23 protein-coding genes and 1 pseudogene are annotated in these 25,288 nt (G+C 66.8%); 19 read left to right on the top strand and 5 right to left on the bottom strand.

Annotated features, from left to right (window positions below; genetic code table 11):
* Window positions 1-254: 254 nt before the first annotated feature.
* The 3 genes from AB0P21_RS31625 to AB0P21_RS31615 all read left to right on the top strand — a co-directional run bounded on the left by AB0P21_RS31625 (window position 255) and on the right by AB0P21_RS31615 (window position 2,633).
* Window positions 255-833, top strand: a complete 579-nt coding sequence (locus AB0P21_RS31625; protein ID WP_363701245.1) for a hypothetical protein — start codon at window positions 255-257, stop codon at window positions 831-833.
* Window positions 833-1,732, top strand: coding sequence for a nucleotidyl transferase AbiEii/AbiGii toxin family protein (locus AB0P21_RS31620; RefSeq protein WP_363701243.1), 900 nt, complete (start codon window positions 833-835; stop codon window positions 1,730-1,732). Before AB0P21_RS31625 ends, AB0P21_RS31620 begins: the two co-directional genes overlap by 1 nt.
* 160 nt (window positions 1,733-1,892) lie before the next feature.
* Window positions 1,893-2,633 (top strand): GntR family transcriptional regulator, encoded by a 741-nt coding sequence (locus AB0P21_RS31615; protein WP_363701241.1) that lies wholly within the window; start codon window positions 1,893-1,895, stop codon window positions 2,631-2,633.
* Here AB0P21_RS31615 and AB0P21_RS31610 read toward each other — a convergent pair.
* The gene (locus AB0P21_RS31610) at window positions 2,630-3,079 is read right to left on the bottom strand and encodes a MarR family transcriptional regulator (RefSeq protein WP_363701239.1); all 450 of its coding nucleotides are present in this window, start codon (window positions 3,077-3,079) and stop codon (window positions 2,630-2,632) included. The two genes, AB0P21_RS31615 and AB0P21_RS31610, sit on opposite strands and share 4 nt — an antisense overlap.
* A 124-nt stretch (window positions 3,080-3,203) precedes the next feature.
* Between AB0P21_RS31610 and AB0P21_RS31605 the strand changes: the two genes are divergently transcribed.
* Window positions 3,204-4,646, top strand: a complete 1,443-nt coding sequence (locus AB0P21_RS31605; RefSeq protein WP_363701237.1) for a glycoside hydrolase family 36 protein — start codon at window positions 3,204-3,206, stop codon at window positions 4,644-4,646.
* Between the two features lie 4 nt (window positions 4,647-4,650).
* Here the strand turns inward: AB0P21_RS31605 and AB0P21_RS31600 are convergent, their stop codons facing one another.
* Window positions 4,651-5,808 carry an ROK family protein gene (locus AB0P21_RS31600; protein ID WP_363701235.1) on the bottom strand — a complete coding sequence of 386 codons (1,158 nt, stop codon included), beginning with the start codon at window positions 5,806-5,808 and terminating at the stop codon, window positions 4,651-4,653.
* A 102-nt stretch (window positions 5,809-5,910) separates the two neighbouring features.
* Here AB0P21_RS31600 and AB0P21_RS31595 point away from each other — a divergent pair, with 102 nt between their 5' ends.
* The 5 genes from AB0P21_RS31595 (at window position 5,911) to AB0P21_RS31575 (ending at window position 10,600) form a co-directional block, all read left to right on the top strand.
* The gene (locus AB0P21_RS31595; protein WP_363701233.1) at window positions 5,911-7,200 is read left to right on the top strand and encodes an extracellular solute-binding protein; all 1,290 of its coding nucleotides are present in this window, start codon (window positions 5,911-5,913) and stop codon (window positions 7,198-7,200) included.
* Window positions 7,197-8,075 (top strand): sugar ABC transporter permease, encoded by an 879-nt coding sequence (locus tag AB0P21_RS31590; RefSeq protein WP_363701231.1) that lies wholly within the window; start codon window positions 7,197-7,199, stop codon window positions 8,073-8,075. Before AB0P21_RS31595 ends, AB0P21_RS31590 begins: the two co-directional genes overlap by 4 nt.
* Window positions 8,075-8,917 (top strand): carbohydrate ABC transporter permease, encoded by an 843-nt coding sequence (locus tag AB0P21_RS31585; protein WP_363701229.1) that lies wholly within the window; start codon window positions 8,075-8,077, stop codon window positions 8,915-8,917. The genes AB0P21_RS31590 and AB0P21_RS31585 overlap by 1 nt, the downstream gene beginning before the upstream one ends.
* 196 nt (window positions 8,918-9,113) lie before the next feature.
* Window positions 9,114-9,680: a VanZ family protein gene (locus AB0P21_RS31580; protein WP_363701227.1), complete on the top strand. Its 567-nt coding sequence runs from the start codon at window positions 9,114-9,116 to the stop codon at window positions 9,678-9,680.
* A gap of 203 nt (window positions 9,681-9,883) precedes the next feature.
* Complete coding sequence (locus tag AB0P21_RS31575; RefSeq protein WP_363701225.1) at window positions 9,884-10,600, top strand: hypothetical protein; 717 nt, start codon at window positions 9,884-9,886, stop codon at window positions 10,598-10,600.
* 290 nt (window positions 10,601-10,890) lie between these two features.
* On the opposite strand, the gene AB0P21_RS31570 is transcribed toward AB0P21_RS31575, so the two are convergent.
* Both AB0P21_RS31570 and AB0P21_RS31565 read right to left on the bottom strand, forming a co-directional pair.
* Window positions 10,891-12,168, bottom strand: a complete 1,278-nt coding sequence (locus AB0P21_RS31570) for an FAD-binding oxidoreductase (RefSeq protein ID WP_363701223.1) — start codon at window positions 12,166-12,168, stop codon at window positions 10,891-10,893.
* Window positions 12,169-12,257: 89 nt separating this feature from the next.
* Window positions 12,258-12,740: an Lrp/AsnC family transcriptional regulator gene (locus tag AB0P21_RS31565; RefSeq protein WP_363701221.1), complete on the bottom strand. Its 483-nt coding sequence runs from the start codon at window positions 12,738-12,740 to the stop codon at window positions 12,258-12,260.
* Window positions 12,741-12,899: 159 nt separating this feature from the next.
* Here AB0P21_RS31565 and AB0P21_RS31560 point away from each other — a divergent pair, with 159 nt between their 5' ends.
* Genes AB0P21_RS31560 through AB0P21_RS31540 form a run of 5 tightly spaced genes read left to right on the top strand, consistent with a single transcriptional unit; the run spans window position 12,900 to window position 18,307 of the window.
* A complete protein-coding gene (locus tag AB0P21_RS31560; RefSeq protein WP_363701220.1) occupies window positions 12,900-14,087 on the top strand; it encodes a spermidine/putrescine ABC transporter substrate-binding protein in 1,188 nt (395 codons plus the stop codon).
* Window positions 14,088-14,092: 5 nt separating this feature from the next.
* Window positions 14,093-15,217: an ABC transporter ATP-binding protein gene (locus tag AB0P21_RS31555; protein WP_363701218.1), complete on the top strand. Its 1,125-nt coding sequence runs from the start codon at window positions 14,093-14,095 to the stop codon at window positions 15,215-15,217.
* On the top strand, window positions 15,214-16,122 hold the full coding sequence (locus tag AB0P21_RS31550; RefSeq protein WP_363701216.1) for an ABC transporter permease: 909 nt from the start codon (window positions 15,214-15,216) through the stop codon (window positions 16,120-16,122). The genes AB0P21_RS31555 and AB0P21_RS31550 overlap by 4 nt, the downstream gene beginning before the upstream one ends.
* Window positions 16,119-16,928 (top strand): ABC transporter permease, encoded by an 810-nt coding sequence (locus tag AB0P21_RS31545; RefSeq protein ID WP_363701214.1) that lies wholly within the window; start codon window positions 16,119-16,121, stop codon window positions 16,926-16,928. The genes AB0P21_RS31550 and AB0P21_RS31545 overlap by 4 nt, the downstream gene beginning before the upstream one ends.
* Complete coding sequence (locus tag AB0P21_RS31540; protein ID WP_363701212.1) at window positions 16,925-18,307, top strand: FAD-dependent oxidoreductase; 1,383 nt, start codon at window positions 16,925-16,927, stop codon at window positions 18,305-18,307. Before AB0P21_RS31545 ends, AB0P21_RS31540 begins: the two co-directional genes overlap by 4 nt.
* Here the strand turns inward: AB0P21_RS31540 and AB0P21_RS31535 are convergent.
* Window positions 18,304-19,695 (bottom strand): aspartate aminotransferase family protein, encoded by a 1,392-nt coding sequence (locus tag AB0P21_RS31535; protein WP_363701210.1) that lies wholly within the window; start codon window positions 19,693-19,695, stop codon window positions 18,304-18,306. The genes AB0P21_RS31540 and AB0P21_RS31535 overlap by 4 nt on opposite strands.
* Window positions 19,696-19,851: 156 nt before the next feature.
* Between AB0P21_RS31535 and AB0P21_RS31530 the strand changes: the two genes are divergently transcribed.
* The 5 genes and pseudogenes from AB0P21_RS31530 to AB0P21_RS31510 all read left to right on the top strand — a co-directional run bounded on the left by AB0P21_RS31530 (window position 19,852) and on the right by AB0P21_RS31510 (window position 25,287).
* Window positions 19,852-21,468 (top strand): amidohydrolase, encoded by a 1,617-nt coding sequence (locus tag AB0P21_RS31530; RefSeq protein WP_363701208.1) that lies wholly within the window; start codon window positions 19,852-19,854, stop codon window positions 21,466-21,468.
* A gap of 61 nt (window positions 21,469-21,529) precedes the next feature.
* Window positions 21,530-22,954, top strand: a complete 1,425-nt coding sequence (locus tag AB0P21_RS31525) for a gamma-aminobutyraldehyde dehydrogenase (protein WP_363701206.1) — start codon at window positions 21,530-21,532, stop codon at window positions 22,952-22,954.
* A gap of 14 nt (window positions 22,955-22,968) precedes the next feature.
* Window positions 22,969-23,859, top strand: coding sequence for a BadF/BadG/BcrA/BcrD ATPase family protein (locus AB0P21_RS31520; protein ID WP_363701204.1), 891 nt, complete (start codon window positions 22,969-22,971; stop codon window positions 23,857-23,859).
* Window positions 23,860-23,878: 19 nt separating this feature from the next.
* Window positions 23,879-23,962: pseudogene (locus AB0P21_RS31515) on the top strand (N-acetylmannosamine-6-phosphate 2-epimerase); the annotation flags it as partial.
* A gap of 68 nt (window positions 23,963-24,030) precedes the next feature.
* Window positions 24,031-25,287, top strand: a complete 1,257-nt coding sequence (locus tag AB0P21_RS31510) for a hypothetical protein (protein ID WP_363701202.1) — start codon at window positions 24,031-24,033, stop codon at window positions 25,285-25,287.
* The last annotated feature ends 1 nt before the right edge of the window (window position 25,288 follow it).

Genomic DNA, 25,288 nt, shown 5'->3' with positions numbered 1-25,288 from the left:
ACAAGAACAAGAACAAGAACAAGAACAAGAACAAGAACAAGAACAAGAACAAGAACAAGAACAAGAACAAGAACAAGAACAAGAACAAGAACAAGTCTAAAGGGGGAGGTGCCTGGTGGCCGAGCGCTTCAAGCGACCGCTCTTAGAGGGGCGGCAGGCAGGAGGGCCAGTGGCACGCGTGTAGGAAATCGTACCCCTCAGCATCCTCAAGGGGTACGATTTCCTACATGGACGCATCTCGGTTGGAGCAGCGGATGGCGGTGCTGCCTCCGACGTTCACCGCGGCACATGCCTACGAGGCTGGACTGTCTGACCGAGACCTGGTGACGCTGGTCAGCGATGAATCAGTGGATGAACTGTCGCGCGGTGTCTACCGGCGGACAGATGCTCCGGAGACCGCTCATCTCGATCTGCTGGCAGTGCACCTGCGTGTTCCCCGTGCCGTCATCTGTGGCGAGTCTGCCCTTGCCCTTCATGAACTGATCGACGACATCCCTGCTGCGGTCCATATCGCCGTACCGCGGGGCGCGCTACGCCCTGCAATCTCCTATCCGCCGGTTGTTGTCGCGCAGTACGCGGTCAAGAACTTCGACCTCAACATCGAGCAGTACGAAGCAGCCGCAGGGGAGTTCGTCCCGGTCTATGACGCGGCCCGGAGTGTGGTCGATGCCATGCGCCATCGTCATCGCATCGGCCAAACGCTGGCTGTGGCCGCACTCGCCCGCTACGTACGAACCAGCGGGCCAGATGGGATCGGCGCCCTTCAGCAGATCGCTCGCCAACTGAACGCACTCTCCATCATCCGACCGGCCGTCGAAGCGGTGCTTGCCTGATGGTCAATCCCACTCGTGACACCACCGCTGGTCGGGTCTACAACGACCTGCGTAATTCCGCACGTCGAGCCAAGCGCTCGACGGACGAGGTCATGATCGAGTACGTCCTCGAACGGTTTCTCTACCGACTGGCCACCTCTCCGGCCGGTGGTACCAACTTCGTCCTCAAGGGTGGCCTGCTGCTGGCGCAGTTCGGCGCGCGCCGTACGACGAGAGACATCGACATCCTGGGACAGGCCTTCAGCGGTGACGACGCTGAGATCGTCCGGCGCATCACGGAGATCGCCGGAACCGAGGTCGACGACGGCGTGCTGTTCGACGCCGCGAATCTGAAGACCGTCCCGATCCGTGAGGACGGCCGCTATCACGGTTTGCGCCTGGTGATGCCGGCCTCCATCGCCCGCGCGCGTCTCAAGCTGCAGCTCGACGTCAGTCTCGGTGATCCCGTGACTCCAGAACCGCAACTCATCGACTACCAGCAACTGCTGAGCTCAGAGACCTTCAGCATCCTCGGCTACCCGCTCGCAACCGTCATCGCCGAGAAGCTCTCGACAGCCATCGAACTTGGCGACCTCAATACCCGAGACCGGGACTACGGCGATCTCTACCGCCTGCTGCGGAGCAACGCCTTCGGCGCCGACGAAATCTGGACTGCGCTCGCGACCACTGCCGCGTACCGAGGGATCACCTTGAGACCGCTCAGCTCGGTTATCGCCGATCTTCCGCAGCAGCGGCAGTCTTCCTACGCCGCCTGGCTCCGACGTCAAGGCTCAGCCGCCAGCGGGTATCCGACCGATTTCACGGACACGGTCGCGCTGGTCGCAGCCTTTGCGGACCCGTTGATCAGAGGCGAAGCGCAGCGCCGGAAGTGGGACTCTGGCCACGGTCAATGGAACTGACCCGTCGGCGAGAGTGACGGTGGCACTAGTTCCGGCTTCGCCGAAGTAGATCAGCTACCGATGGAAGCCCTTCTGTGGTTGGTTTTTGACGTCCAGGCTCGAAGGTTTCACTGGTTTCGAAAGGGTTTGCGGGGACCCTTGGCCAGTGTTAGGGAGGGGGATGCACAGTTCACTGCCCGGGAAGGCCGCTGAGATTCGGGCGTTGTTGCTGAGCTTGATCGACACGTTGGCGGAGGGGGCCGCGCTGCCGCCTGAGCGGGAGTTGGCGGTGCGGTGGAACGTGGCTCGGATGACGTTGCGGCGGGCTGTTGACGAACTGGTGATCGAGGAGTTGCTGGTTCGCCGGCATGGGAGTGGGACGTACACGGCTCGGCCGAAGGTGGCCAAGTGGTTGGGGATAATGGGGTTCTCCGAGGACATTCGGCGGCGGGGGATGCGGCCGGGGAGTCGGATGCTGGAGTTTCGGCGGGGGAAGGCTGAGCGGGCGGCGGCGCGGCGTTTGCGGATTCCGGTGGGGGATCCGGTGGTCACCTTCACCCGGCTGCGGATGGCTGACGAGATGCCGATGGTGGTGGAGCGGACCACGTTGCCGGGGAGTTATGTGCCGGGGCTCGAGGCTGAGGACCTGAGTGGATCGCTGTATGAGTTGCTGGGGAGTCGGTACGGCATCGAGTTGGTGAGTGGTACGTCGAAGTTGGAGCCGGTGATGCCTGACACCAAGACGGCCGACTGGCTCAACATCCCGGGGACCCAGCCGTGCTTGGCCTTGCACGGGGTCAGCTTCGATCGGCGTGAGCGGGTCTTCGAGTACACGTCGGGTGTGTACCGCGGTGATCGGTACGCCTTCACCGCCGAGCTGCGGATGTCGCCGACGGTGCGAGCCGACGCCAAGGGGCTTTAGCGGTTCTTCTGGTGTTCGACGATGTCCTGGAAGGCTGCCTTGAACGCCGCGTACTTCTCGCGGCCCAGCCGGCGGGCGTGACGCTCCTGCATCGTGGCCAGGATCTTGTCGGCCGCGGCCATCTGGGCCTGGCCGCGTTCGGTCGGGCAGACCAGTTTGGCGCGCCGGTCGGCGGGGTCGGGGCGGCGTACGACGTAGCCCAGCTCCTCCAGCTCGTCGACCATCGTGCCGATCACCTGTTTGTGCTGGCCGGACTGCCGGGACAGCTCGGTGGCCCGGATGCCGTCCACCTCCAGATACGCCAGTACTGCGCCGTGCCGCGGGTGCAGGTCGTCGTACCCGAGCTCGGCGAGCTTGCCGAACAGCTCCCGCTGGACGGCGAACAGAAGCTGCCCGGACAGCATGCCGAGATCAGGGTTCGTCCGGGTGCGCTCCGCCCGGCTCATCAGCAGTCCAAACACTTGATAGTCACCGCACTTGACTATCACACACCAAAAGTAGTTGCCTCGTCACTCTTTTGGTCTGGTCCGAACTCTGTTGCTGTACTGCCTGTTCCGGTTAGCGTTCCTCATGGAGCGCATCGCGGTGGTCGAAGTCGACCTGGGGGTCGGTCGCGTTTACGAGCACGGGTGGCAGAGTTGCAGCCCGAGCAGTGATCAGCCGGTCACAGGCCGGGGTCATGGTCCGAGTTCGCCCGAGTCGCAGGCAACGAGTTGTCGCCCTGGGGTCGAGCGTCCGTCGACCGGATTCCAGGGTGAGGGGTTGCTGGCCGTAGTACCGAAACCTGGTACTACGCACGTCTTCGCGACGACCAGGCCCGACCTCATACCGTCGATCCGCGCGACCCTCACCGGTACGACGCTCGTCGTCGAAGCCGATGGTCCGGTGGAGCACGTTGTCATCGAACGGCCGCTGTACGACGCACTCGGGGTCTGGGCGGAATCGTTCGCAGCCAAGCCTGCGGTGATCCGCGCTTCGCCGACCGCGTGGTCGTCGTGGCACGAGTACGGCGCGGCTGTCACTGACACCGATGTCCGGGAGAACGTCGAGGGGATCGCGAAGTACGAGCTGCCCGTTGACGTGATCCAGATCGACGACGGATGGCAGTCGAACATCGGCGATTGGCTGCGGCCGTCCACTCGGTTCGATCGCTACAGCAGCTTCCACTTCCACGGGCATCGGCTGATCCAGTCGTCGCTGGAAGGGCTGACCGGGATCACCGACTTCATTCGGATGTCGGGGTACCGGCCGGGGATCTGGGTCGCGCCGTTCATCGCCGGCGCCGACAGCGCGGTGCTTCGGCGGCATCCGGACTGGGCTGGGGCGTCGATCGGGAATGGGTGGAATCAGGAGCTGTTCGCGCTTGATCTGGCCAACGCCGACGTCCGGTCGCATCTGGTCGAGGTCTTCGGTGAGCTGGCGCAGTACTTCGATTACTTCAAGCTCGACTATCTCTTTGCCGGGGCGCTCTCGGGGTTGTCGCTGTACCGCGAGGCGCTGAGCGAGATCCGGGCTGCGGTTGGCGATGCTTATCTGGTGGGGAGTCGCGCTCCGATCCTGCCGAGCGTCGGGCTGGTCGACGCGATGCGGGTCGGGCCTGATGTGGCGCCGCACTATGAGCCACTGGCTGCTGACGATCTGGCTGGTGCGTCGCAGAGGTCTGCCGCGCTGACCACCGAGGCTCGCGCTTGGCAGCACGGCCGGTTCTGGGTCAACGCTGCCGACTCGCTGATCGCGCATCCGTCGGTGGAGCGGCGGGCTGACTGGGCGGATGTTGTTGCGCAGTACGGGGGGCATCGGACCAGCTCGGACAATATCCAGGCGTTGGATGGGTGGGGGTTGGAGATCACGCGGACGCTGTTGGGGTCGGTGCCGGCGCCGGTGCCGTTCGGGTCCGACAGCTATCCACCTGTTCCGTCGGTGGTTGTGACAGGACCGACGGGGGTTGTTACGCCGGTGGTTCTTGCTACTGCGCCGCCGGACGGGCTGGAAGGTCTGCCTACTCCAGCTTGAGCTGCTATCCCGTGACGGAGTCGGGTGCTTCCACTCTTGCTAGTAGGTGTTCTGCGGCGTGGGTGGTGGCGGTGGCTATCGCGCCTACCAAGCTCGCGCGGTCGCCCAGTGCCGACCGGACGATAGTGGGAGGAATCGGCAGCGCCGAGGAGAGTTCCGCGACGCGTTGAGCGAGGAAGTCGTTGTCGCCGATGCCGCCGCTGAGGATGACTGTTTCCGGGTCGACGACGGCGCAGATGGCGGCGACGATCTCGCTGATTCGGCGGCACTCGTCCTCCACCAGCGACACCGCGGCGGGGTCGCCCAGGCGGGCTCGTTCGAAGAGCTCGGCGACGTCGGTCAAGGCGGGGTCGAGGGCTTGGGCCTCCCGCAACAGCGCCTTGCCGCCGGCCTCGTCGGCGCTCGACGGCGTACCGCGGCGGTGCGCGTGTCCGGTCGGCAGGAACGCGACCTCGCCGGCAGCGCCATGAGCACCACGCAGCAGTACGCCGTTGTGCATGATCCCCGCGCCGACCCCGGTCCCGATCGCGATCACCGCGAACATCGACGCATCCGCCCCGGCGCCGTGTCGCTGCTCGCCGATCGCTGCGAGGTTGACGTTGTTCTCCAGCAGCACCGGCCCGTCGATCGCGTCGGACAGCTGCGAGTAGAAGTCGTACGGCTGGTCCTCGCCGACGTTCCACGCATACCGAACCATCGGATCGTGCGGATTCACCACCCCAGGAATCGACACCCCCGCGGCCAGCAGCGGCACGCCGACCCGATCAGCTGCAACCCGCGCCTCGACGAGCAACTCAACAGCCTGCCGTACGACGCTCGCCGCGCCGCGCGCCCGAGTCGACCGCTTCAGCTCGACCAGCGGCGTCCCGCTGAGGTCGCAGACCGCCGCCCGAAGGTTCGTGCCGCCGATGTCCACCCCGGCGACACAACCAGCAGCAGCCGGTACGCCGTACAGCGTCGCAGTCCGGCCAGGTAGACCACTCCGCTGCGCCACCGGCTCGGCGAGACCCAGCGACTCGAGCCGCTCCATCGCGGCAAAGACAGTCGGGCGCGACAGTGCGCACGCCACCGCGAGCTCCGACCGCGTCTGTGGTCCAGCAACCGTCAGCAGCTGGGTCAGCACGACGCTCGCGCTGGGAGTGCCGCTCACAACACGGTTCATGCGTCACCTCCGGATAGGCCTTGACTCCCGCCTCGGAGCCTGATGATACTTCCGATAAGTTAGGCAGGCTGCCTAACAAACTCGGACCAGGCGGAGTGAGTGATGGCAGCGATCGACAGGCGGACCGTTCTTCAGGCGACCGGCGGACTCGGGCTCGCGGCGTTCCTCGCCGCGTGCGGCGGCGGCAAAGGCGCCGGCACCGGCGACCAGGGCAGCGGCAAGGGCGAGGTACGCGCGCTGTTCATGAAACAGGCGGGGTACTCCGAGGACGACATCACCAAGATGACCGCCGCCTTCACCAGCGCGAACCCGGACATCACCGTCAAGCCGGAGTTCGTCGCCTACGAGGCGCTGCACGACAAGATCGTCGCGGCCGGCCCGGCGGGCACGTACGACGTGGTGCTGATCGACGTGATCTGGCCGGCCGAGTTCGGCGGCAAGAAGATGGTCACCGACGTGACCGGTCAATGGCCGAGCGAGTGGAAGTCGGGCATGCTGGCCGGCGCGGTCGCCACCGCGGAGTACGACCAGAAGCTGTACGGCGTGCCGTGGATCATGGACACCAAGTACTTCTTCTACAACGAGTCGCACCTGCAGTCGGCCAAGGTCGACGCGGCCGGCCTGGACACCTGGGACGGCGTGCTCGCGGCAGCCCGGAAGATCAAGGCGACGGGCGCAGCGAAGTACCCGCTGATCTGGTCCTGGCAGCAGGCCGAGGCGCTGGTCTGCGACTACGCGCAACTGCTCGGCGCGATGGGCGGCAAGTTCCTCGACGACTCGGGCAAGGCGGCGTTCAACACCGGCGGCGGGGTTCAGGCGTTGGAGTTCATGCGGCAGACGATCGTCGACGGGCTGACCAACCCGGCCTCGACCCAGTCGCTCGAAGCCGATGTCCAGCGGGTCTTCCAGGCCGGGCAGGCGAGCGCGGTGCTCAACTGGACCTACATGTACGGCGCGGCCAACGACGCGAAGCAGAGCAAGATCGCCGGCCAGGTCAAGGTGCTCCAGACCCCCAAGGGCTCGGCCGGCCGGCCCGGTGTCAATGGCGGGATGGCGCTTTGCGTCACCACCGGCAGCAAGAACCAGGCGGCGGCGTTCAAGTACATCAGCTACCTGACCAGCCAGCCGGAGCAAAACAAGTACGCGCTCGACTCGCTGCCGGTGTGGAAGTCGTCGTACGACGACGCCGCGGTCGTGAAGACCAACCCTGCAGTTGTTCCGCAGGCCAAGAAGCAGCTCGACGACCTGATCCTGCGACCGCAGGCGCGCAACTACAACGCCATGTCCCAGGCGCTGCAGGCCGAGCTGCAGAACGCGTTGCTGGGTCGCAAGCCCGCTCAGAAGGCGCTGGACGACGCCGCCGACAAGGCAAACAGCCTCCTGCAGTCGTGAGCAAGACCTCAGCACGCGGCGAGGGAAAGTTCGCGCTCTTCCTGCTGCTCCCGGCCGCCCTCGTCGTCTTCGGTGTCGTCCTCTACCCCGTCATCCGCACCCTGCTGATCTCGCTCTACAAAGTCGACAGCGCCATGCCCGGCAGCTACCCCTTCGCCGGAATCAGCAACTACACAAAAGTTTTCAGCGACCCCTCCTTCTACCCGGTCCTCGGTCACACCGCGTACTTCACTCTCATCTCAACCGCCGTCGAGCTGGCGCTAGGCATGGGCGTAGCCCTGCTGCTCAACGCGCCGCTGAGATTCCGCTGGCTCTGGCGCAGCCTCGTCGTGCTCCCCTGGGCCCTCCCGACGATCGTCAACGGAGCCCTCTGGCGCTGGATCTACAACGGCCAGTACGGCGTACTGAACCAGCTCCTCGGCACCGACACCCAGTGGCTCGGCTCACCCGTGCTCGCGCTCAACATGGTGATCGTCGCCGACGTCTGGAAGAACACCTCGATCGTCGCGTTCTTCCTGCTCGCCGGCCTGCAGACGATCCCCGGCGAGCTGCGCGAGGCAGCCGTGATGGACGGCGCCGGCACGCTGCGCACCTTCTGGTCGGTCGTCGTCCCACTGCTCAAACCGAGCATCGCGGTCGTCCTCGTACTGCGCACGATCGAGGCGTTCAAGGTGTTCGACATCATCTACGTGATGACCGGCGGCGGTCCCGCCTCGGGCACCCAGACCGTTGCCTACTACACCTATCTGCAGGCGTTCTCGAACCAGCTCTTCGGGTACGGCGCCGCGCTCGCCTATCTGATCGTGATCGCGGTCGGCGCGCTGGCGATGTTCTACCTGCGGATCCTCCGGCAGAACCAGTTGGCAGGTGTCTGATGCGCACTCGACCTCATCCCGTGCTCTACGTCTTCTGCGCCGTCCTCGCAATCGTTGTCCTGGGCCCCTTTGCCTGGCTGGTGATCTCCAGCCTGTCGCCGGCCAGCGAGTTGACCGCAGGCACGCTCTGGCCGGACCACCCGACGCTGGAGCGGTACCGCGACATCTTCACTTCGTCGGCCGGCGGTGACAACGTGGCCGGCACCTTCCGGATCGCGATGCTGAACAGCCTGATCGTCGCCTCCTGCACGACGCTGATCTCGCTGGTCGTCGGCTCACTGGGTGGGTACGCGTTCGCGCGGCTGCGGTTCCGCTTCCGCCGTACGACGTTGTTCGCGTTCCTGGCGATCTACATGCTGCCGCCGATCGCGCTGGTGATCCCGCTCTACCTCGCGATGGCGAACCTGCAGCTGCTCGACACCAAGCTCGGCCTGATCGTCACCTACTGCTCGATCGTGACGCCGTTCTGCCTGTGGACGATGAGCAACTTCTATCTCAGCCTCCCGGTCGAGCTGGAAGACGCAGCGCGGGTGGACGGCTGCACGCGGCTCGGTGCGCTGGTCCGGATCGTCCTACCGCTGGCTCGGCCGGGGATCGTCGCCACCGCGATGTTCGGCTTCCTGCTGGCCTGGGACGAGTTCCTATACGCGCTGATCTTCACCTCGACGACCAGCGCGAAGACGATCCCGGTCGCGATCGCCGAGTTCACCGGCAAGTTCTCCTCGGACTTCGGCCTGGTCGCGGCCGGCGGCGTACTGGCTGCGCTGCCGCCGGTGATCCTCGCGTTGCTGTTCCAGCGCTACATCGTGAGCGGCCTGACCGCGGGCTCGGTGAAGGGATGACTGAAACCATGTCCGCTTCGGTCTGCTGCAAGTCTCGATAGGCACCGATTACTGCCCCAGCGGAGAGCCTGGTCGATCGTTGGGTCACAGACAGCCACCATCTTGCAGCAACCTGCAATCGAACAGCCTATCTTGAACGACTTTGTCACGCTTAGCCGGTGGCTCCTTCGGGAGCTACGCCTTTGAAAGGTGATGCATGGTTCAGTTGTGGCGTAGCTTCGGGGGACTTGTCCCGCTTTTGGGCTTGGTGGTGATCGGCCTGGCTGTCTTGCTGCCGATGATTAGGCGCTCATCTCGCCAACGGCGGCGGTTCATCATCAACGCCCTCCTTGTTGGATGGTCGCTTGGAGTGGCTGCGGTGACCTTGTCGCCGGCGGCCGGCCAGCGCGGGCGTGCAGTGGAGGCCATCCCGTTGATGAGCATTGCGGACCTGGTGACCAACTCGGTCGACTGGCAAGTTCCAGCCGCGCAGATCGGCGGCAACGTTCTGCTGTTCGTGCCGCTGGGCATCTTGTTGATGGCGAACGCTCAGAGCGGAAGTCTGCCGGCTGGGATCCGACGCGGCTGCCTCGTAGCAGCAGTGGTAGCGGTCGTGATCGAGGTCGCGCAGTACATGCTTGGGTTCGGCCGCGTCGCATCAGTCGACGACATCATCTTGGCAGTGATCGGCACAGCAGCCGGAACGCTCATCGCCGCGGTTGTAACTCGCCGCCTCCGTCCAGCAGGTACACGCAAGCCAGTTGTCCGGTCACTTCCAAATTGACGTAGCACCGGGTGAGGACAGCGCATCGACCATGACCTTCTGGCAGCACCGCTACGACGGCCGCATCAACTTCACCGTCTTGACCCAGCTGTGGCTGCGCGAGTCGCTAAGGCAGCCTTCGGCGCGCCGCTGACACAGTGTGATCAGCTGCTCACTATGCTCACAATAGTGATCACGTACGCAGAATTGTGGGCACGGTAGCGGTGGACTTCAGTACCCCGATCAGCACCGTCATCCCGTCCCTCGACGGCCCCGTCCTCCAGGTCCTCGCGCGCTCCGACCGCATGCTGTCCGGTCGCCAGGTGCACGCCCAGGCCGGCACCGGCAGCGTCGCAGGCGTCCGATTGGTCCTCCAACGCCTGGCCTCCACCGGCCTGGTCCACGTCGACGAAGCAGGCAGCTCGCTGCTCTACCGCCTGAACCGCTCCCACCTGGCAGCCCAAGCCGTCGAACTCCTGGCCAACCTCCGCGCCACCTTTGCCGACACGCTCGCAGCCAACATCGCCTCCTGGCGCATCCCACCCCTGCACGCCAGCCTGTACGGCGCTGCCGCCCGCGGCGCCGGCAACCACAAGAGCGAAGTCACCCTGCTGCTGATCCGCTCCGACGAGGTATCCACCGACAACCTCCTCTGGGAAGAACAAGTCGGCGGCCTGATGAGCGACATAGTCGAACTCACCGGCAACCCGGTAGACGTAGACGAACTAAGCCTCCGAGACCTCGCCAACCATCATCACGCGGCTGTCCCCGTCATCGAAGACTGGCTCCACCACCCCACGCTCCTGCACGGCCCGGCCCTCCAGGCCCTACTCTCCGGCCGAGCCAGCATTGAACGCCCCATCCTCGCCGACCTACCAACCCTCCCCGACCTGGCTAACTTCCCCACCTTCCCAGCCCTAACAGCCACCGCCACCCACTAGCTCAGTCCGAGCCGCAGGTTGTCTACTGGCGCGCGGCACGCAGGCTGTGGTTGCTCGCCGCCGGCGCGCAGGAGAGTGCCTGAGGGGTACGCCGGGTGGTGGCTGGCAGAACACCCCTGCGCGCCGGCGGCGATCAGTCACCGCGAGCGTTCCGCGCGCCAGACGCGGCGGGACGTGGAAGCCGCCACCCACCTACCAGTGCGACCTGCTCGCCAACACCTCCTGCGCGCCGGCGGCGATCAGCCACCGCGAAGGTGCCGCGCGCCAGACGCGGCGGTGGAGGGGGCAGGTCATCCACCAAGAAGAGGCGACATCAGGCGGGCGATTCGGCTGTTGCGGCGGGTTAGGCATTCCTCCGTGTCGGCGGCGGTCATCGCTCGCAGGCCGGCGTTGATGCCGAGCCAACGCAGAGGTTCCGGCTCCCAGCGAGGGGAGCGGTGGTCTACCCAGGGGAGGTGAATCAGCCGGGTGTCGCGGCGGAGGATCAGGTCGGTGAGGGTGCGGCCGGCGAGGTTCGTCGTACTGACGCCGTCGCCGACATAGCCGCCCGCCCAAGCCAGGCCCGACTGATGATCGATGCCGACCGAGGCGCACCAGTCGCGTGGTACGCCGAGGGGGCCGCCCCAGGCGTGGGTGAAGGCGACATCGTCCAAGCCGTCGAACAACGAGCGCAACGTCGACTGCAGGGCACCGAAGACTCGCGGCTCGACGTCGAAGGAAGGCTTGACGCGCGAGCCGAAGTGGTACGGCGCGCCGCGCCCGCCGAAGGCCAGTCGGCCATCAGCCGTCCGCTGGCCGTAGATCACCAGATGCCGATGGTCGCTGAAGGTCGGCCGATCAGCCAACCCGATCTGATCCCATGTTGCCTCAGGCAATGGTTCGGTCGCCACCATCAGCGAGTAGACCGGTGCCAGCGTCCGCGCCTCGCCGGCCAGCGACGGCGTGAAACCCTCGGTCGCTCGCACGACCACCTCAGCCCGCAGTACGCCGTACTGCGTCACTGCCTGCCCAGCCGAGATCGACACCACCGGCGTGTGTTCATGGATCGTCACCCCAAGCCGCTCGACCACAGCAGCAAGCCCGCGCACCAACTTCCCGGGATGAAGCGCAGCGCAGTGCGGCGTAAAGGTTGCCCCCAGCACCTTCGTCGCCCGCACCTGCGAAGCAACCTCGTCCGGCTCCAGGAACCGAAGATCACCCGGCCCCCACTCACCCGCCTCTGCAACCTCGGCCCGAGCGCGAGCCAGTTGAGCGGCAGTGCGAGCCAGCACGATCGTGCCGCCCTTGTGGTAGTCGCAGTCGATCCCCTCGGCCGCGCTCACCAGGCCGACCTCGTTCACCGACGCCTGCATCGCCCGGTGCATAGCGATCGCCGAGTCGCGGCTCGAGAGAGAAGCCAACCGCTGCGACGACACCGGAAACAGCGCCGAACACCAACCCCCATTACGCCCCGACGCCCCGAACCCCACCGTCTCCGCCTCGAGCACCACGATCCGCAGCGAAGGATCCGCCTTGGCCAGGTAGTACGCCGTCCACAACCCCGTGTACCCCGCACCAACGATCGCCACGTCAGCATCCCGGTCACCCGCCAGCGCCGGCCGACCCGCAGCACCCGAAGCCCCCGCAGCGGCCGAAGCATCCGGAGCCGCCCAGAGAATCAGCGCACACCCCACGAATACGTCTGCTTGACCAACTTCAAGTACACAAACGTCTCCGTCCCCTTGACCCCAGGGATCGCCCGCACCTGCTCCGACAGCACCCGCAGCAACTGCTCGTCACTCTCGCAAAGCACCTCGGCCAGCAGATCGAACGACCCAGCCGTGATCACCACGTACTCGATCTCGTCCATCGCCGCCAGCGCCTCGGCGATCGGCTCCAGCGCACCCTCCGCCTTGACCCCGATCATCGCCTGCCGGGCGAACCCCATCTCCAGCGGATCGGTCACCGCAACGACCTGCATGATCTCGGCCTCGGTCAGCCGCTGCACCCGTTGCCGGACGGCGGCCTCGGACAACCCGACCGCCTTCCCGATCGCGGCGTACGACTTGCGCCCGTCCAGCTGGAGCTCGCGGATGATCGCCTTGGCCGTGTCATCGAGCAGTACTGCGTTCTTGTCGGGGTTCCCCGTGCGTGCGGTCACCCTGCAGATCCTCTCAGCGCCCCCGGGCCTAGGCAAGCGGCCTTACCGGAATCCGTTGCGAAATGAGCATTCAACTGCGGAATCCCTTGTCTTGGCGGAAACCGTTTGACAGTATCGCCCGCGAACGACCCTCAGGAAAGACCCTGCCAGGGAGGTCAGATGAGCCCTCGTCCGCAGCCTGTCGTCGGGCGCCGGGCCGTACTCCGGGGCGCCGCGCTCGGGCTGGGCGCCGCGGGGCTGCTGAACGCCTGTGGCATCCCGGCCGCGAAGCAGAGCGCCGACAGTTGCCTCAGCACCGACAAGTCGGCGACCGAGAAGACGCTGATCTTCTCCAACTGGCCGAGCTACATGGACGAGTCGGAGGAGAAGGTCAACGGCCAGACCGTGCTGCCGACGCTGGTCGACTTCGAGAAGCAGTCCGGCCTGAAGGTCACCTACACCGCCGACGTCAACGACAACTCCGAGTTCTACGCCAAGGTCCGCGACCAGCTCGGCTCCTGTCAGCCCTGTGGCCGCGACATCTTCGTGCTGACCGACTGGATGGCCGCCCGCACGGTCGGTCTCGGCTGGATCCAGAAGCTCGACCACGTCAAGATCCCGAACGTCGACAAGCACCTGCTCAAGCAACTCAAGGCACCCCGCTGGGACCCGAATCGCGACTACAGCGTGCCCTGGCAGACCGGTCTGACCGGCATCGCCTACAACGCGAAGTACACGAAAGAGGTCGGCAGCTATGCCGATCTGCTCAGCCGCAGCGATCTGAAGGGCAAGGTCACGCTGCTGTCCGAGATGCCCGACACGATGTCGTTCATGCTCCGGCTGGACGGCGCCGACCCGGGCAAGTTCGACGACGCCGCCTGGAGCAAGGCACTCGACCGGCTCAGCGGGTACGTCGCCTCCGGGCAGGTCCGCCGCTTCACCGGCAACGACTACGTGCAGGACCTGAACGCCGGCAACATCGTCGCCTGCGAAGCCTGGTCGGGTGACGTGCTCGCGCTGCAGGCCGACAACCCCGACATCAAGTTCGTCGTCCCCGAGGAGGGTCTCGGGCTCTGGTCGGACAACATGCTGGTGCCGAACAAGGCCACTCACAAGACCAACGCCGAAGCGCTGATGAACTACTACTACGACCCGGAGGTCGCGGCCACGCTGGCGGCCTGGGTCAACTACATCTGCCCGGTCGAGGGCGCCCGCGAAGCGATGGAGAAGATCGATCCCGAGCTGGTCGACAGCCCGCTGATCTTCCCCGACCAGACCATGCTCGACAAGACCTTCGCGTTCATGCCGCTGGACACGGCCAAGGCGAAGCTCTACGAAACCGACTTCAACCTCGCGATCGGGGGCTGACCGCCATGACTGCTGACCTAGTGCTGACCGGGATCAGTAAGGAGTTCGCCGGTCACCACGCCGTCAAACAGCTGGACCTGACCGTGCCGCAGGGCGAGTTCTTCGCACTGCTCGGCCCGTCCGGCTGCGGCAAGACCACCACCCTGCGGATGGTCGCCGGCCTGGAGGAACCGACCACCGGGACGATCAGTCTCGGCGAGCAGAACATCACCGGACTGCGGCCGTACAAGCGGCCGGTCAACACCGTCTTCCAGAACTACGCGCTCTTCCCGCACCTGGACATCTTCGAGAACGTCGCCTTCGGGCTGCGTCGCCGCAAGATCAAAGAGGTGCAGCAGAAGGTCGACGAGATGCTCGAACTCGTCGAGCTCGGCAGCTACGGCAAACGCAAGCCGGGGCAACTGTCCGGTGGCCAGCAGCAACGGGTCGCCCTCGCCCGCGCGCTGATCAACCGGCCCCAGGTGCTGCTGCTGGACGAGCCGCTGGGTGCCTTGGATCTCAAGCTCAGAAGACAGATGCAGATCGAGCTGAAGCGGATCCAGACCGAGGTCGGCATCACCTTCGTGCACGTCACGCACGACCAGGAAGAAGCGATGACGATGGCCGACACGATCGCCGTGATGAACGGTGGCGTGATCGAGCAACTGGGCTCACCGGCCGAGCTGTACGACCTGCCGGCCACCACCTTCGTCGCCAACTTCCTCGGCCAGTCCAACCTGGTCCGGGCGACCATCGTCGGCCAGACCGACGGCAACCTGGTGGTCGACGTCCAGGGCAGCAAGGTGGTTGTGCCGGTACCGCGCTGCCGCGTCACCGAGGGCGATGTCTGGATGGGGATCAGACCGGAGAAGGTCTTCCTCGCCGAGGCAGGTTCGGAGGAGGACGCCGGCGCGAACGTACTCCGCTCCGCGGTGGTGACCGATGTCAGCTACATCGGCGTCAGTACGCAGTACCTGGCGAAGTTGCCGTGGGGGCAGGAGCTGACCGTGTTCGAGCAGAACACCGGGGCTCGGGAAGCGCTGAAGGTCGGGGACGCGGTGGATCTGCACTGGCAGCCGTCCCACACGTTCGTGCTCGACGCGGCACAGGACGCGAAGGCCGGCGTCGAGGACATCGCGGACGCGGGATGAGCGCCCTCGGTCAACTGCCCGGCCCCGCAGCGGCGGCGTCGGCGTCGGCGAAGCCTGAGCGGCAAGGACGCAGCCTGACCGGGTATCTGCTGCTGCTTCCCGGCGGGCTCTGGCTGATCCTGTTCTTCGTGGTACCGATCGTGTCGTTGCTGGCGGCAAGCCTCTACAACCCGGACGGCTCGATCGAGGCCGGTTTCTCGATGACCTGGAGCTTCCACAACTACGTGGACGCACTGGCCGACTACGCGCGCCCGTTCGGTCGATCGCTCTGGTATTCGTTGCTGACAACGGCTTTCTGCCTACTGCTCGGCTATCCGCTCGCCTACGCGATCGCGTTCAAGGCAGGGCGGTGGAAGAACTTCCTGCTGGCGTTGGTGATCGCGCCGTTCTTCACCAGCTTCCTGATCCGCACGCTGTCGTGGAAGCTGCTGCTCAGCGACAACGGTTTCGTCGTGGACGCTCTGAAGGCCGTGCACATCCTCGGCTCCGACGGTCGTCTGCTGGCGACCACGGCCGCGGTGGTGACCGGGCTGACCTACAACTTCCTGCCGTTCATGATCCTGCCGCTCTACGCCAGCCTGGAGAAGATCGACCACCGGCTGATCGAGGCAGGCGGCGATCTCTTCGCCGGGCCGATCACCACCTTCCGCACGGTGACGCTGCCGCTGTCGATGCCCGGCGTCGTGGCCGGCACGTTGCTGACCTTCATCCCGGCGGCGGGCGACTACATCAACGCCCAACTCCTCGGTACGCCGAAACAACGGATGATCGGCAACGACATCCAGCGACTCTTCGCGGCCGGTGCCTACCCGACCGCCGCCGCGCTGTCGGTCACGTTGATGGCGGCCATCGTCGTCCTGGTCCTCTTCTACGTCCGCCGGGCCGGAACGGAGGAGTTGGTATGACCAGAGTCGGCCGCTGGATCGGCCAGCACCTGATCCTGTTCCTCGGACTGCTCGTGCTGCTCTACCTGTTCGCGCCGATCTTCGTCGTGATCCTGATGTCGTTCAACGCGCCCAAGAGCAAGCTGTCCTACACCTTCGACGGCTTCACCTGGGACAACTGGCAGCACCCGTGCCGGCCGTTCGGCCTCTGCGACGCGGTCGGCACCAGCCTGCAGATCGGGCTGGCCTCGACCATCGTGGCGACCGCGCTGGGCACCCTGATGGCGTTCGCGATGGTGCGCCAGCGGTTCCGCGGCCGGGCGGCCACCAACCTGTTCATCTTCCTGCCGATGGCGTCGCCGGAGATCGTGCTCGGCTCGTCGCTGCTCGCGCTCTTCGTCTCGTCCGGCTTCGGCGGCCGGCTCGGCTTCTGGACGATCCTGATCGCGCACGTGATGTTCTGCCTGTCGTTCGTCGTCGTCACGGTGAAGGCGCGGCTGACCGGGATGGACTCCCGGCTCGAACAGGCGGCGATGGATCTCTACGCCAACGAGTGGCAGACGTTCTGGCGGATCACCTTCCCGCTGGTCTTCCCCGGCATCCTGGCCGCCGCGCTGCTCAGCTTCTCGCTGTCCTTCGACGACTTCATCATCACCAACCTGAACGCCGGTACGACGGTGACGTTCCCGATGTTCGTCTGGGGCTCGGCGCAGCGCGACATCCCGCCGCAGATCAACGTGATCGGTACGGCGATGTTCCTGCTCTCGCTGGTTCTCGTCCTCGGTGGTGAGCTGGCTCGCCGCAGACGAAACGCTCGTGTCAGATGAGCGAGCTGCCTGCGCTCCGCGACGCCCAGCCCCGCGTCTTCTGGCTGGACGACCCCGCCGCGCCCCGACCCACTGACGCCCTGGTCGGCGCCCAGCGCGCCGATCTCGCCGTCGTCGGCGGCGGCTACACCGGCCTCTGGACAGCACTCCGAGCCAAGGAGCGCTACCCCCACCTCGACATCGTGGTGCTGGAAGCCTCGACCTGCGGCAACGCGGCGAGCGGCCGCAACGGCGGCTTCTGCGACGCCAGCCTGACCCACGGTTTCGGCAACGGCCGAGCCCGTTGGCCGGACGAGCTGGAGACGCTCGAGCGACTCGGCGCGGAGAACCTCGACGCCATCGGCGCCACCATCACGAAGTACGGGATCGACTGCGGCTGGGAGCGCACAGGTGAGCTGACTGTCGCGACGGCGCCCCACGAACTGGCAACTCTGGCCGAAGAGGCCAAGGCTCGCCAGGCTCTAGCTCACGACGTCAAGCTCCTTGACGCTACCGAAGTCCGCGCCGAGGTCGACTCCCCCACGTACCTGGGCGCTTTGGCCGACTACACCGGCACGGCGCTCATCGAGCCGGCCAAACTCACCTGGGGACTCAGACAAGCCTGCCTCGACCTCGGCGTACGGATCCACGAGTTCTCACCAGTCACCGGCCTGAGCGGCAACTCGTTGCGCACAGCAACAGGATCCGTCCGAGCCGACCGGATCGCCCTGGCCACCAACGCCTTCCCGTCACTGCTCAAGCGACTGCGCCTCTACACCGTCCCCGTCTACGACCTCGTCCTGATGACCGAGCCGCTCTCACCCGAGCAACTAGCAGCGATCGGCTGGCAGCACCGCCAAGGCATCGGCGACGCCTCGAACCTCTTCCACTACTACCGCCTCACCCGCGACAACCGGATCCTCTGGGGCGGCTACCTCCCGCTCTACTACTTCGGCAGCCGCATCGACCCGTCCCTCGAGCAGCGCGACAGCATCCACGAGATGCTCGCCCGGCACTTCTTCGCGACCTTCCCCCAACTCGAAGGCCTGCGCTTCACCCACCGCTGGGGCGGCGTCATCGACACCAGCACCCGTTTCTGCGCCTTCTTCGGTACTGCGTCCGCCGGCCGCGTCGCCTACGCCCTCGGCTACACCGGCCTGGGGGTAGCGGCGACCCGCTTCGGCGCCGACGTCATGCTCGACCTCCTGTACGCCGAACAAACCGAGCGCACCGAACTCCAGTTGGTCCGCGACCGCCCGCTGCCGTTCCCGCCCGAGCCGATCCGGGCCGCCGGCATCCACCTGACCAGATGGTCGATGGCCCACGCGGACTCCCACGCGGGCCATCGCAACCTCTGGCTCCGAACCCTCGACCGCCTGGGCCTCGGGTTCGACTTCTAGAGCTTGGTTTCTGCTTCGGTCAGGACGGAGCGAAGAATCTGCTCCATCTCGTCGAAGTGCGCCTGGTCGCAGATCAGCGGCGGCGACAACTGGATGACGGGGTCGCCGCGGTCGTCGGCACGGCAGTACAGACCGGCGTCGAACAGCGCCTTGGACAGGAAGCCGCGGAGCAACCGCTCGGACTCCTCGCCGTCGAAGGTCTCCTTGGTCGCCTTGTCCTTGACCAGTTCGATCCCGTAGAAGAACCCGTCACCGCGGACGTCGCCGACCAGAGGCAGGTCGAGCAGTTTCTCGAGCGTCGCACGGAACTCCCCCTCGGTGTCCCGGACGTGCTCGTTGATGCCCTCACTCTCGAAGATGTCGAGGTTGGTGAGCGCGACGGCCGCGGAGACCGGATGACCCCCGAAGGTGTAGCCGTGGGCGAACGACGCGTGCTGCTGCAGGAACGGCTCCATCAGCCGGTCCGAGGCGATCATCGCGCCCAACGGGGAGTAGCCGGAGGTGAGACCCTTCGCGCAGGTGATCATGTCCGGCTGGTAGCCGTACCGCTCGGCGCCGAACATGTGGCCGAGCCGCCCGAAGGCGCAGATCACCTCGTCGCTGACCAGCAGTACGTCGTACTGGTCGCAGATCTCGCGGACCCGCTCGAAGTACCCGGGCGGCGGCGGGAAGCAGCCGCCCGCGTTCTGCACCGGCTCCAGGAAGACGGCCGCGACGGTGTCGGGGCCTTCGCTCTCGATCGCGACGGCGATCTGGTCGGCGGCCCAGCGGCCGAACGCGACCGGGTCGTCGCCGTGGATCGGCGCGCGGTAGATGTTCGTGTTGGGGACCCGGAAGGTCGACGGCACCAGCGGCTCGAACTGCTGCTTGAGCTCCGGGATGCCGGTGATCGAGAGCGCGCCCTGGGTGGTGCCGTGGTACGCGATGGCCCGGCTGATCACCTTGTGCTTCAGCGGCTTGCCGGTCAGCTTGAAGTAGTTCTTGGCCAGCTTCCAGGCGGTCTCGACGGCCTCGCCGCCACCGCTGGTGAAGAAGACCCGGTTGAGGTCGCCGGGCGCGTAGTTGGCCACCCGCTCGGCCAGCTCGATCGCCTTCGGGTGCGCGTAGGACCACAGCGGCATGAAGGCCAGCTCGGAGGCCTGCTTGGCGGCGGCCTCGGCCAGCTCGGTGCGGCCGTGACCGAGCTGGTTCACGAACAGGCCGGCCAGCCCGTCCAGGTAGCGCTTGCCGTGGGCGTCGTAGATGTAGGCGCCGTCGCCGCGGACGATGATCGGGACCTCGGCGGTCTGGTAGCTGCCCATCCTGGTGAAATGCATCCAGAGGTGGTCGCGCGCGGACTGCTGCAGGCGGGCGAAGTCGGCGTCGTCAAGGGCGTCGGACGGCATCATCGGATTCCTTATCTCAAGCTGACCTTGGTCGCCATCCTGCCTGCCGAGGTCACGGACTGGCAAGTGATTTCGTCTGCGTGTGGCCGATATCCTGCCGATGTCAGCAGTTGCTGAGGCACTTTTCTGCGGATTCCGTACAACAAGGAGGACACTCGGGTGGACACCCTGTTCGTCAACGGCTCGGTCTTCAACGGCCTGCGGTACCAACCAGGCTGGTCGGTCGTGGTCCGCGACGGCCGAATCCTCTCGGCCGGTCCCGGCAATGACCTCGGAGGCCCGAACGCCGAAGTGGTCGACCTGCAAGGCGGTCTCCTCGTCCCCGGCTTCGTCGACGCCCACATCCACCCGGTCCAAGGCGGACTCGAGCGAGCCCGCTGCGACCTCTCTCCGGTCTCCGGCCGGGAAGCGACCCTCGCCACGGTCTCGCAGTACGCCGAAACGCACCCCGATCGCGAGTGGATCCTCGGCGGCGGCTGGCACCAACCCGACTACCTCGGCGGCGCCCCGACCGCAGCCGACCTCGACCTTGTCACCGGCAATCGCCCGGCCTTCCTAGTCAACGCCGACCACCACGGCGCCTGGGTCAACTCCCGCGCCCTCGCCCTGGCCGGCATCGACGCCCGTACGCCGGACCCCGCCGACGGCCGGATCGAACGGGCACCCGACGGCACCCCGACCGGCACCTTGCACGAAGGCGCGATGGACCTGGTCGGCCGTATCGTCCCGCCGACCACTCACGAGGAGCAGGTCGCCGCGCTGCTCGGAGCGCAGGCCTATCTCCACTCGATGGGCATCACCGGCTGGCAGGACGCGATCCTCGGCGACTACGCGAACCTCTCCGACTCGACCCCGGCGTACGTCGAACTCGCCCGCTCGGGTCGCCTCACCGCTCGCGTGAACGGCGCTCTCTGGTGGCGCCGCGACCAGGGCGCTGAGCAGCTCCCGAGCTTGGTCGATCGCCGCGAAGCCCTCCGTGAGTTCCCGCGACTCAGAGCCGGCAGCGTCAAGATCATGCAGGACGGCGTCGCCGAGAACTTCACCGCCGGCATGCTCGACCCGTACTACGACGGCTGCGGTTGCCGCACTGCCAACGCGGGCCTTTCCTTCGTCGACCCACTCGCCCTTCGCGAACACGTCACCGCGCTCGATGCCGCCGACTTCCAGGTCCATGTGCACGCCATCGGCGACCGCGCGGTCCGGGAAGCGCTGGATGCCTTCGAGGCGGCGCGATCGGCCAACGGCGAGAGCGATCAGCGGCATCACATCGCCCATCTGCAAGTGGTCCACCCCGATGACATCGGCCGGTTCGCGGCGCTGGGCGTCGCGGTGAACATGCAGGCGTTGTGGGCGGTCTACGAACCGCAGATGAACGAGCTGACGATCCCGTTCCTCGGGCCGGAGCGGACCGGATGGCAGTACCCGTTCGGTGATCTGGCGCGGTCGGGTGCTCGGCTCGCGTGCGGCTCGGACTGGCCGGTGTCGAGCCCGGACCCGTTGGCCGCAGTACAGGTTGCGGTGAATCGGCAGACGGGTGACGGGGAGTACGAGGCGTTCTTGCCGGAGCAGGCGCTCGACCTGGCGACGGCGCTGGCGGCGTACACGTCGGGGAGTGCGTGGGTGAACCATGCCGACCAGACCGGGCGAATCGCGCCGGGGATGCTCGCGGATCTCGCGGTGCTCGACCGGGACCCGTTCGCGCAGCCGGTGGAGGAGATCGGCTTGACGACGGTGGTGGCGACCTTTGTCGAAGGTGAGTGCGTCTTCGGCGCGTGAATCCGTTGTCGATTGCCAGCAGGCCTACCGAATCCGTTGTGGATGCCATTAGGCTCCCGGCATGCAGACGCTCTCGAATCTTGTGGATGGCAAGCCGGCCGGCGCACTCGGCGGTGCGACGTACGACCTGATCGACCCGACCACCGGTGAGGTCTATGCGCAGGCGCCGAAGTCCGGCGCGGAAGACGTCGACCAGGCGATGAAGGCGGCGGACCGGGCGTTCGAGACCTGGCGGGACACGACGCCGGCCGAGCGGCAGCGGATGCTGCTGAAGATCGCGGACGCGCTGGAGACGCGGGCCGACGAGTTCACCCGGGTGGAGAGCGAAAACACCGGCAAGCCGATCGCGCTGACGGCTTCGGAGGAGCTGCCGCCGTGTGTGGATCAGCTGCGGTTCTTCGCCGGGGCTGCGCGAGTGTTGGAGGGGCGGTCGGCCGGGGAGTACATGGCTGGGCACACCTCCTGGATCCGGCGGGAGCCGATCGGTGTCGTCGGTCAGGTGACGCCGTGGAACTACCCGCTGATGATGGCGATCTGGAAGATCGCGCCGGCGTTGGCCGCGGGCAACACCGTGGTGCTGAAGCCGAGCGACACCACGCCTGCGTCGACCGTGCTGCTGGCCGAGCTGTGCAACGAGTTCTTGCCGCCGGGTGTTTTCAACGTCGTCTGCGGCGATCGGGACACGGGCCGGGCGTTGGTGGATCACGAGATCCCGCAGCTGGTCGCGATCACCGGCTCGGTGCGGGCGGGGATGGAGGTCGCGTCTGCCGCGGCCCGGCAGCTCAAGCGCACGCACCTCGAGCTTGGCGGAAAGGCGCCGGTGATGGTCTTCGACGACGCCGACCTCGAAGCGGCGGCTGAGGCGATCGCGGGCGCGGGGTACTTCAATGCCGGCCAGGACTGCACCGCGGCGACCCGCGTGCTCGCCGGCCCGCGGATCCACGACGACTTCGTGGCGGCCCTCACCGAACAGGCGCGAGCCACCAAGACCGGCCGGCCCGAGGACGACGTCGCGTACGGCGCTCTGAACAACGCCGACCAGCTCCAACGCGTCAGCGGTTTCGTCGACCGGCTGCCCGACCACGCCGCTTTGCAGACCGGCGGCAACGCCATCGGCGACCGCGGCTACTTCTACGAGCCCACCGTCGTGTCAGGCCTGAACCAGGACGACGAGGCGATCCAGCAGGAGATCTTCGGCCCGGTCATCACCGTCCAGCGCTTCTCCGACGAGGACGAGGCGCTCCGCTGGGCCAACGGCGTCGAGTACGGGCTGGCCTCCTCGGTCTTCACCCGCGACCACGGCCGCGCGATGCGGATGGCCCGCCGGCTGGACTTCGGCTGCGTCTGGATCAACACCCACATCCCGATCGTCGCCGAGATGCCGCACGGTGGTTTCAAGAACTCCGGCCACGGCAAGGACCTGTCCATGTACGGCCTGGAGGACTACACCCGGATCAAGCACGTGATGTCGAACATCGAGGTCTGAGGCACCATCGCCTGATGACCCACCTGGCCTTCGACGGCGGGCAGTCCGCCCTCCGCCTCCGAGTCCTGCCCAGCGGAGTCGTGGCGGAGGGACCTGGCCATACCCACAGCAGCAACAGCCTGCAAGCAACGCTCGACGCCGTCCGGCTGACAGCGGCCAAGGCGGACCTGCCTGGCGGCGAGCCGATTGAGGTCGTGGCGCTCGGACTCACCGGCTTCCCGGCGGACCCCGCGACCGCTCGCGAGCTTGCCAGAGGAATCGCCGAGATCCTGCAAGCCACCGAGGTCCGGCTCACCCAGGACATGGTGACCGCCCACTCCGGCGCGTTACCCGGCGGCTACGGCGTAGTGGTTGCCGCAGGTACTGGCCTCGTCTGCCTGGCAGTTGATCGAGACGGCTCCTGGCACAAGATCGACGGCCACGGCTACCTCTTCGGCGACGCCGGCAGCGCGTTCGCGATCGGCCGCGCGGGCCTCGTCGCAGTGCAACGTGCCAGAGACGGCCGCGGCCCCGCGACAATCCTGGCCGACACCGAGCTCGATCCGATCAGCCTCTACGGGGCCCCGACCATCGTCGACGACATCGCCCGCTTCGCCCCCGCAGTACTGCGTGCCGCCGCCGCCACCGATCCAGTTGCCCAAGGCATCCTTTCGTGCGCGGTCGCCGACGTCGCCGAGACGATCACCACCGCAGTGAGCCGTCTCGCGGGCCGCGAGCCGGTCCCGGTCGCCTGCGTGGGCGGGCTCTTCGCCGGCGCCGGTGACCAATTCACCGAGCCACTCCGAGCAGCCCTGCCTCAACGCGCCCAGCTGACCGAGGTAGCCGGCAACTCACTCGACGGCGCCGCCCGCCTCGCCACCGAACCACCCGGCCCGTACGCCGACCTGCTGGTGATCCACCGATGATCCCCCAGGCAGTCTCGTCGTGTCCTGCCAAGCCGCCCCCGGCAATCCACTCTTCTCCCCCGAGGCAATGGCCCTGATGGCCCGCGCAGCCGAAGCCGGTGGAGGTCACAACTCGGTTGGTAGCCGCGACATCCAGGTTTGGTGGACAGCGCTGTGACGCAGGGTTAGAACATGAGCGAGCTACTGCTGGCGGCGGCCTCGCTGGACGTGACCCCGCCGCCGGGTCACAACCTTGACGGGTACTCCGCACGCGAAGGCGTCGCGACCGGTACGGCGGACCCACTGCGCGCGACGCTGATCTGGCTCAGCACCGAGGACTCACCCGGCGTGCTCTGGTTGAGCCTGGACGCGGTCGCAGCCGGTACGGCGCTGACGGCCGAGCTGGCTGCAGCCGCCGGAGCAGCGGCCAGCATCCCGCCGGAGTGCGTACTGGTCTGCGCCTCGCACACACACTCGGCACCATCAGGCTGGACCGGCCAGATCCATCCGGTCATCCCCGCGCTGCGAGAGCCCGCCGTGTACGAGCCACTCGCCGCCGCGATCGCCGCGACCCCGCTGGACCGTCACCCCGTTCGCGCGACCTGGCGCTCGATCGAGGTGATCGGCGTCGGGACCAATCGCCACCGCCGGAACGGGCCGCACGACAACACCGCAGGCGTTCTAACGTTGAACTCCGTCGCCGACGGCACGCTCAGCGCAGTACTGCTCGACTTCGCCTGCCACCCCACGACGTACGGGCCCGAGAATCTCCTGTACTCCGCCGACTGGCCCGGCGCTGCCCGCGACGCCCTGGCTGCTGACGGGCAAGTGGTGGTGGGCTTTCTCCAAGGCGCTGCAGGCGACGTCAGCCCCCGCTTCACCCGCCAGGGCCGCGGTGCCCCCGAGGTCTCCCGCCTGGGCGGCTTGCTGGCAGCCCGAGTAGCCGAAGCCCTCGCCGAGCCAGGCCTCGACCTGCCGTCCGCCGCCCCCACCATCCATCGCGCGACCGTCAGCCTGAAGGTCCGCGACCTCCCCACCCCCGCCGACCTGGCAGCTGTCGTCAACACCGCCGAAGCAGGCCTCCGCGGCGGCCTCGACGACCCCACCCAACGAATAGCCCAAACCCGCCTCGACGGTGCCCGTGGCCAAGCCCTGATGGCCGCCGCCCAACTCCCGGCGGCTCTGGACCTCCCCATCAGCGTCGTCAAACTAGGCGACGTCGCCTGGGTCCACCTCCCGGTAGAACTCTTCGCCAGCCACGGCTGCTACCTCCAGGCTGACAGCCCCCACCCCATCACCCGGGTGATCGGCTACACCGACGGCTACTTCGGCTACCTGGTGGACCCCGACGCAGCCCACCACGGCACCTACGAAGCTCTCATCACGTACTTCGACCAGCCAACCACCCAACAACTCCTCACCAGCGCGACCGAGTTGCTGTCGAGCTAGA

Origin of the sequence: Kribbella sp. NPDC056861 (genome assembly GCF_040687575.1) — a bacterium.
Taxonomy (GTDB): domain Bacteria; phylum Actinomycetota; class Actinomycetes; order Propionibacteriales; family Kribbellaceae; genus Kribbella.
This window is presented reverse-complemented; position numbering and strand designations above follow the sequence as displayed.

Excerpts from the sequence above, each read along its gene's own strand:
- AB0P21_RS31625 (WP_363701245.1), top strand. The coding sequence starts at position 255 with ATGGCGGTGCTGCCTCCGACGTTCACCGCGGCACATGCCTACGAGGCT.
- AB0P21_RS31620 (WP_363701243.1), top strand. The coding sequence starts at position 833 with ATGGTCAATCCCACTCGTGACACCACCGCTGGTCGGGTCTACAACGAC.
- AB0P21_RS31615 (WP_363701241.1), top strand. The coding sequence starts at position 1,893 with ATGCACAGTTCACTGCCCGGGAAGGCCGCTGAGATTCGGGCGTTGTTG.
- AB0P21_RS31610 (WP_363701239.1), bottom strand. The coding sequence starts at position 3,079 with ATGAGCCGGGCGGAGCGCACCCGGACGAACCCTGATCTCGGCATGCTG.
- AB0P21_RS31605 (WP_363701237.1), top strand. The coding sequence starts at position 3,204 with ATGGAGCGCATCGCGGTGGTCGAAGTCGACCTGGGGGTCGGTCGCGTT.
- AB0P21_RS31600 (WP_363701235.1), bottom strand. The coding sequence starts at position 5,808 with ATGAACCGTGTTGTGAGCGGCACTCCCAGCGCGAGCGTCGTGCTGACC.
- AB0P21_RS31595 (WP_363701233.1), top strand. The coding sequence starts at position 5,911 with ATGGCAGCGATCGACAGGCGGACCGTTCTTCAGGCGACCGGCGGACTC.
- AB0P21_RS31585 (WP_363701229.1), top strand. The coding sequence starts at position 8,075 with ATGCGCACTCGACCTCATCCCGTGCTCTACGTCTTCTGCGCCGTCCTC.
- AB0P21_RS31580 (WP_363701227.1), top strand. The coding sequence starts at position 9,114 with ATGGTTCAGTTGTGGCGTAGCTTCGGGGGACTTGTCCCGCTTTTGGGC.
- AB0P21_RS31560 (WP_363701220.1), top strand. The coding sequence starts at position 12,900 with ATGAGCCCTCGTCCGCAGCCTGTCGTCGGGCGCCGGGCCGTACTCCGG.
- AB0P21_RS31555 (WP_363701218.1), top strand. The coding sequence starts at position 14,093 with ATGACTGCTGACCTAGTGCTGACCGGGATCAGTAAGGAGTTCGCCGGT.
- AB0P21_RS31550 (WP_363701216.1), top strand. The coding sequence starts at position 15,214 with ATGAGCGCCCTCGGTCAACTGCCCGGCCCCGCAGCGGCGGCGTCGGCG.
- AB0P21_RS31545 (WP_363701214.1), top strand. The coding sequence starts at position 16,119 with ATGACCAGAGTCGGCCGCTGGATCGGCCAGCACCTGATCCTGTTCCTC.
- AB0P21_RS31540 (WP_363701212.1), top strand. The coding sequence starts at position 16,925 with ATGAGCGAGCTGCCTGCGCTCCGCGACGCCCAGCCCCGCGTCTTCTGG.
- AB0P21_RS31535 (WP_363701210.1), bottom strand. The coding sequence starts at position 19,695 with ATGATGCCGTCCGACGCCCTTGACGACGCCGACTTCGCCCGCCTGCAG.
- AB0P21_RS31525 (WP_363701206.1), top strand. The coding sequence starts at position 21,530 with ATGCAGACGCTCTCGAATCTTGTGGATGGCAAGCCGGCCGGCGCACTC.
- AB0P21_RS31520 (WP_363701204.1), top strand. The coding sequence starts at position 22,969 with ATGACCCACCTGGCCTTCGACGGCGGGCAGTCCGCCCTCCGCCTCCGA.
- AB0P21_RS31510 (WP_363701202.1), top strand. The coding sequence starts at position 24,031 with ATGAGCGAGCTACTGCTGGCGGCGGCCTCGCTGGACGTGACCCCGCCG.